General features: G+C 57.3%; 6 protein-coding genes. All 6 read right to left on the bottom strand.

All coding sequences use genetic code 11. The features are described from left to right. Nucleotides 1-104: 104 nt before the first annotated feature. Complete coding sequence (gene msrQ / locus OQK_RS15495; protein WP_016773184.1) at nt 105-728, bottom strand: protein-methionine-sulfoxide reductase heme-binding subunit MsrQ; 624 nt, start codon at nt 726-728, stop codon at nt 105-107. Continuing rightward, nucleotides 728-1,741 (bottom strand): protein-methionine-sulfoxide reductase catalytic subunit MsrP, encoded by a 1,014-nt coding sequence (gene msrP, locus OQK_RS15490; RefSeq protein ID WP_016773183.1) that lies wholly within the window; start codon nt 1,739-1,741, stop codon nt 728-730. Before msrP ends, msrQ begins: the two co-directional genes overlap by 1 nt. 63 nt (nt 1,742-1,804) lie before the next feature. Further along, the gene (gene pssA, locus OQK_RS15485) at nt 1,805-2,662 is read right to left on the bottom strand and encodes a CDP-diacylglycerol--serine O-phosphatidyltransferase (protein WP_016773182.1); all 858 of its coding nucleotides are present in this window, start codon (nt 2,660-2,662) and stop codon (nt 1,805-1,807) included. A 148-nt stretch (nt 2,663-2,810) separates the two neighbouring features. Beyond that, nucleotides 2,811-3,827 carry a ketol-acid reductoisomerase gene (ilvC, locus tag OQK_RS15480; RefSeq protein ID WP_003228216.1) on the bottom strand — a complete coding sequence of 339 codons (1,017 nt, stop codon included), beginning with the start codon at nt 3,825-3,827 and terminating at the stop codon, nt 2,811-2,813. 46 nt (nt 3,828-3,873) lie between these two features. Further along, nucleotides 3,874-4,365, bottom strand: a complete 492-nt coding sequence (ilvN, locus tag OQK_RS15475) for an acetolactate synthase small subunit (RefSeq protein ID WP_003176102.1) — start codon at nt 4,363-4,365, stop codon at nt 3,874-3,876. Between the two features lie 2 nt (nt 4,366-4,367). Beyond that, nucleotides 4,368-5,057: thiamine pyrophosphate-dependent enzyme (locus OQK_RS15470; protein WP_038860985.1), on the bottom strand; the 690-nt coding region annotated here is incomplete at its 5' end.

The raw sequence follows: 5,057 nt of genomic DNA, 5'->3' as shown, positions 1-5,057 counted from the left end.
CCGCTGTCGAAAACTGCGCAACTCTTTGAATTTCAAGGAGTTTTCCGTTTCGACTGCGCCGGAAGTGGGGCGAATTATAGACCTCTGGAATCTGCCGTCAACCGTTAATTTCGCTTTTCTTGCAGATTCTGCTTTTTACCCAGTAAACGCGGGATTCGCTTCATCACCGGCGGCAGACGAAGCAGCAAAAGCACGCCACCTATAAAGGCATAAATGGTCCACTCTTCCAGATCGGCCCGCACGATCCACAGCATATGCAGCAAACCCAGTCCGAGAATCAGGTAAACCAGGCGATGCAGCTTCTTCCAGCGAGCGCCCAAACGACGCTGACTATAACGATTGGACGTCACCGCCAGTATCAGCAATCCGAGAAAGCCCAGCGCACCAACAATAATGTAAGGCCGCTTGCGTAGCTCAACGCCCAACTGTGACCAATCGAACCCGAGGATAAACGCCATATAGCTGAACAGATGCAGCGTCACATAAGCAAAACACCAAAGCCCTAACTGCCGGCGCACTGCAATCCACCCCGCCCAGCCACTCAGCTTTTGCAACGGCGTCATGCTCAGCGTAATCAACAGCAACACCAGCGTGCCAAGCCCGAGACGATCAACCAGCACCTTGCCCGGATCAGGCCCGAGCAGATCGGCGAACGCTTGATAGAACCACAGCAATGGCCAGATCGCTGTCGCAATGAAAACGCCCACTCGCCAGAACGGATAACGCATCAGTAGTTCTTCCGCAGATCGAGCCCTGTATATAAAGAAGCGACTTCATCCGAGTAGCCGTTGAACATCTGTGTATCGCGCACATTCGGTTTGAACAGGCTGTTCGGCAAGCGCCGCTCGCGCGCCTGGGTCCAGCGTGGATGGTCGACGGTAGGATTCACATTCGCGTAGAAGCCATACTCATCGGCAGCAATGCTTTGCCAAGTGGTCTTCGGCTGCTCGCTGACCAGACTGATGCGCACAATGGATTTCACGCTTTTGAAGCCGTACTTCCAGGGCACCACCAGACGCAAAGGCGCGCCGTTCTGGTTCGGCAGTTCGCGTCCATACATGCCCACCGCCAGGATCGCCAAAGGATTCATCGCCTCATCGAGACGCAGGCCTTCGACATACGGCCAGTCGATCAAGGCAAAACCGGAACGCTGGCCGGGCATGCTCTTGGGATCCTGCAAGGTTTCGAAGCGGATGTACTTCGCTTTGGAAGTCGGTTCGACCTGCTTGAGCAAGGCCGAGATGGGAAAGCCGATCCAGGGAATGACCATCGACCACGCCTCGACGCAGCGCAGACGATAAATACGCTCCTCCAACTGATACGGTTTCATGAAGTCTTCCAGCGCATAACGCCCCGGCTTACCCACCTCCCCGTCAATCACCACGCTCCAGGGTTCGGTTTTCAGGTCGCCAGCGTTCCTCGCGGGATCGCCCTTGCCGGTACCGAACTCATAAAAGTTGTTGTAGTTCGTCGCGTCTTTATAAGGCGTGATCGCCTCGTCCTTGACGTTGACCGCCCCCCATTGAGTAGAAGGAAGCTTTTCGGCAAACCAGGCCGGAGCCTTGCCGGATTCGACATCAGAGTAGCGAGGGGCATCAGCGGCACTGGCCCAGCGTGGCAGGCTGCTCACGGCAATACCGGCAGCAGTGGCGCCGAGCAATTGGCGGCGGGAGAGATAAATGGCTTCAGGCGTTACATCCGACTCATGGCAGTCGGATGCTTTGGGGATCGTGATCAACATGACAACTCCGCAGCTTTGGAGGACAGGTGCACCCATAGACTGCGGAGTATGCGGGAAATTACATCACTCGGCGTTTTTGTGACGACGAAGACGCAACAGATATTGCACCGGACCGGACGCCGCATAGGCGAGGAACACCAGCAGCAGAATGCGCGGCGGATCACTGAACACGACAGCAAATACCAGCACCACCGCCAGGATCGCCACGAACGGCACGCGACCTTTGAGATCCAGCTCCTTGAAGCTGTTGTACTTGATGTTGCTGACCATCAGCATGCCGGCCGCCGCCACCATCAAGGCCACCAGGAACGACATCTTCGAACCTTGGATGCCGTAATCGCTGAACGCCCAGACAATACCGGCCACCACACCTGCCGCCGCCGGGCTGGCCAGACCGATGAAGTAGCGTTTGTCCGCCGTGCCGACCTGGGTGTTGAAACGCGCCAGACGCAACGCCGCACCCGCTACATATATGAAGGCGACCATCCAGCCGACCTTGCCCATGTCTCCCAGCGCCCAGCCGAAGGCCAGCAATGCCGGCGCAACACCGAAGGCGACCATGTCCGACAGCGAGTCGTACTCGGCGCCGAAGGCACTTTGCGTATTGGTCATGCGCGCCACGCGACCATCGAGGCCGTCGAGCACCATCGCGACGAAAATCGCGATCGCAGCGAAGGCGAAGTACTTGCTCGCATTCACCGAGTCGCCGGCGCTCAACGCGGCCTGGGCGCTCATCGAGTTGATGATGGAATAGAAGCCTGCGAACAGGTTGGCAGTCGTGAACAGGTTCGGCAGCAGATAGATACCACGATGCCGGACTTTACGACCTTCAGCGTCGTGCCCTTCTTCGATGTGTTCATCGATGGGCAGCAGGCTTTCGGCGTCGGAAGCCTTGTTCGGCTCTTCGGGACGTTCGCTCATGGACATTACCTTGCAACGGTTTGGAAAAAATTCGACAGAGGCTTGAGGACGACAGTTCGGCCACAAACGATGCAGCTTTATACCAGAAGCACCGGCCCAAACGAAAAAACGCGGCCGAGGCCGCGTTTTTCGTACAAGGAACGGCGACTCAGTTCTTGGCTTTGTCGACGATCTTGTTGGCACCGATCCACGGCATCATGGAGCGCAGTTGCTCGCCGATGATTTCGATGCCGTGAGCGGCGTTGTTACGACGCTTGGCGGTCATCGAAGGGTAGCCGGTTGCGCCTTCGCTGATGAACATTTTGGCGTATTCGCCGTCCTGAATACGTTTCAGGGCGTTGCGCATGGCCTGACGGGATTCGGCGTTGATCACTTCCGGGCCAGTCACGTACTCGCCGTATTCGGCGTTGTTGGAGATCGAGTAGTTCATGTTGGCGATACCGCCTTCGTACATGAGGTCAACGATCAGCTTCAGTTCGTGCAAGCACTCGAAGTAGGCCATTTCCGGCGCGTAGCCAGCTTCAACCAGAGTTTCGAAACCGGCTTTCACCAGTTCAACGGTACCGCCACACAGAACGGCTTGTTCGCCGAACAGGTCGGTTTCGGTCTCGTCCTTGAAGGTGGTTTCGATGATGCCGGTACGACCGCCACCAACGCCAGCGGCGTAGGACAGTGCAACGTTTTTGGCGTTGCCCGAAGCGTCCTGGTAGATCGCGATCAGGTCAGGGATACCGCCGCCTTTGACGAACTCGGAACGCACGGTGTGGCCCGGGGCTTTCGGCGCGATCATGATTACGTCGAGGTCGGCACGCGGAACAACCTGGTTGTAGTGAATCGCGAAGCCGTGGGAGAAGGCCAGAGTGGCGCCTTTCTTGATGTTCGGCTCGATTTCGTTCTTGTACAGCGAGGACTGGAACTCGTCCGGGGTCAGGATCATGACCAGGTCGGCAGCGGCAACAGCGGAAGCAACGTCGGTCACTTTCAGGCCGTGAGCTTCGGCTTTGGCAACGGTGGCCGAACCTTTACGCAGACCGACGGTAACGTCGACACCGGAGTCTTTCAGGTTGCACGCCTGAGCGTGGCCCTGGGAGCCGTAACCGATGATGGCAACTTTCTTGCCCTGGATGATCGACAGGTCGCAGTCTTTATCGTAGAAAACTTTCATGAATTTCCCCTTATATCCGGCCGTTTAGGCCATGCGCTAATTTGGTTTAGATGCTGAGTACTTTGTCGCCGCGAGCAATGCCGGTCACGCCGCTACGGACGGTTTCCAGAATCGATGCGGTGCCGATGGACTGAATGAAGCTGTCGAGCTTGTCGCTGGTACCGGTCAATTGAACGGTATACACGCTGGCGCTAACGTCGACGATCTGTCCACGGTAGATATCGGTGGTGCGTTTGATCTCGGCGCGCTGGGCGCCAGTGGCCTTGACCTTGACCAGCATCAGTTCACGCTCGATGTGAGCGCTTTCCGACAGGTCCACCAGCTTGACCACTTCGATCAGCTTGTTCAGGTTTTTGGTGATCTGCTCGATCACTTCATCGTGGCCCACGGTCGTCAGCGTCAGACGCGACAGGGTCGGGTCTTCGGTCGGGGCCACGGTCAGGCTTTCGATGTTGTAGTTGCGCTGCGAGAACAGGCCGACTACGCGAGACAGAGCGCCGGGTTCGTTTTCCAGAAGCAGGGAAATAATGTGCCGCATGATTAAGTACGCTCCGTCTTGCTCAGCCACATATCGCGCATGGAGCCGTCTTTGATCTGCATCGGGTAGACGTGCTCGCTGGTGTCGACCGCAACATCGATGATCACCAGGCGATCCTTCATGGCAAACGCTTCGGCCATCTTCGACTTCAAATCTTTCGATTCGGTGATGCGTACGCCAACATGGCCGTAGGCTTCAGCCAGCTTGATGAAGTCCGGCAGCGATTCCATGTAGGAGTGCGAGTGACGGCTGCCGTAGCTCATGTCCTGCCACTGGCGAACCATGCCCAGCACACCGTTGTTGAGGATGACGATCTTCACCGGCAAGCCGTATTGCAGGCAGGTCGACAGCTCCTGGATGTTCATCTGGATACTGCCTTCGCCGGTGACGCAGGCAACGTCGTCGTCCGGGAAGCTCAGTTTGATGCCCATCGCGGCTGGCAGACCGAAGCCCATCGTGCCCAGGCCACCGGAGTTGATCCAGCGGTTCGGCTTGTTGAACGTGTAGTACTGCGCGGCAAACATCTGGTGCTGACCAACGTCGGAGGTCACAAAGGCGTCGCCCTTGGTCACTTCGCAGAGGGTTTCGATCACGGTCTGCGGCTTGATCTTGCTGCCGTCGCCCTTTTCATAAGGGAACAGGCCGCGATCGCCACGCCATTCATCGACCTGCTTCCACCAACTGGCTACGGA

The sequence above is a fragment of the Pseudomonas sp. R62 genome (genome assembly GCF_000257605.1).
Taxonomy (GTDB): Bacteria; Pseudomonadota; Gammaproteobacteria; order Pseudomonadales; family Pseudomonadaceae; genus Aquipseudomonas; species Aquipseudomonas atacamensis.
This window is presented reverse-complemented; position numbering and strand designations above follow the sequence as displayed.